The 1232-nt window shown below is 58.5% G+C and carries 1 protein-coding gene; it reads right to left on the bottom strand.

Annotated elements, in window-relative coordinates; translation table 11 throughout:
* Positions 1-26: 26 nt before the first annotated feature.
* Positions 27-1168 (bottom strand): IS3 family transposase gene (locus DIE17_RS37000; RefSeq protein ID WP_409364600.1). Its coding sequence is split into 2 segments (ribosomal slippage): positions 27-931 and positions 931-1168, totalling 1143 coding nucleotides; the frame shifts between segments, so codons are not numbered across the junction.
* Positions 1169-1232 lie beyond the last annotated feature (64 nt).

Below are 1232 nucleotides of genomic sequence, written 5' to 3'. Positions count from 1 at the left end.
TGGACCGGCCAGAGTTTCATAGACACTCACGAGCCGTTTAGCGCGTAGCGCCGCTCAAACTCTACAGGTGACAGGTCGCCGGCGGAACCATGCCGGCGAATCGGGTTGTAGAACATCTCAATGTAGTCGAATACGTCCGTGGCAGCAGTAGCCCTGTTCGGGTAGATGCGCCGCTTAATTCGCTCCTTTTTCAATGCGCTGAAGAAGCTTTCGGCAACGGCGTTGTCGTGGCAATTACCGCGACGACTCATGCTCGGCACCATATGGTGAGCCCTCAGGAATGACAGCCAGTCATCGCTTGTGAACTGACTGCCCTGATCCGAATGCACCAGAACGCCGGGGCCCGGTTTGCGTTTCCAGACTGCAGCCAGCAAAGCCTGCAATACCAGGTCGCTGGTCATCGTTGATCGCGTGGCCCAGCCGACGATCTGACGCGAGTACAGATCCATGACCGCCGCCAGATACAGCCAGCCTTCATAGGTTCGGATATACGTGATGTCGGTAACCCAGACCCTGTTCGGCGCGTCGGGGGCGAACTCCCGATTTAGGACATTGGCCACCACGCCGACCGGACCGCCACGATAGCGCGGCTTGCTGCCGTAGCCAACCTCGGCGCGCAAACCTTCCGTCCGCATTAACCGGAGCACGCGGTGACGGCTGCACGTCTCGCCCGATTCTCGCAAATCCACCGTGATTTTGCGGTAACCGTAGACGCCGCCGCTGCTCAGCCAGTGATGTTTGATCAGACCCAGCAGCCGGTCGTCCTCGCGCTTGCGCGCACTGCCTGACTGACGTTGCCAAACGTAATAGCCGCTGCGATGAACACCGAGCACCCGACACATCGTACGCAGACAATGCTCGTTGATATGGGCTCGCATAAATGCGTACCTTGCCGTCATCCCTTTGCAAAGTACGCGGCGGCCTTTTTTAGAATGTCTCGCTCCTCGGTCACCCGCTTGAGTTCGGCCTTCAATCGCCGCACCTCGGCGCTCTGGTCTAGCTCCACCTGCCGCACGACATCTGGCTTATCGAACTTCGCTCGCCAGGCATATAGGCTGTGCGTCGTAATGCCCAGACGCTGGGCCACATCTGCAACCGAATGACCACGCTCGGTGACTTGCTTGACTGCTTCGATCTTGAACTCATCCGTGTACCGCTTGCCGCTCATACTGACCTCCTCGGTTGCCGTAAATTATGGCTCGAAGATGTCTACGAAAGGCTGGCCGGTCCAG

The sequence above is a fragment of the Burkholderia sp. Bp9099 genome, from assembly GCF_003857805.1.
Taxonomy (GTDB): Bacteria; Pseudomonadota; Gammaproteobacteria; order Burkholderiales; family Burkholderiaceae; genus Burkholderia.
Note: the sequence above shows the minus strand (reverse complement) of the source record. Positions and strands in the feature narration are given on the sequence as shown.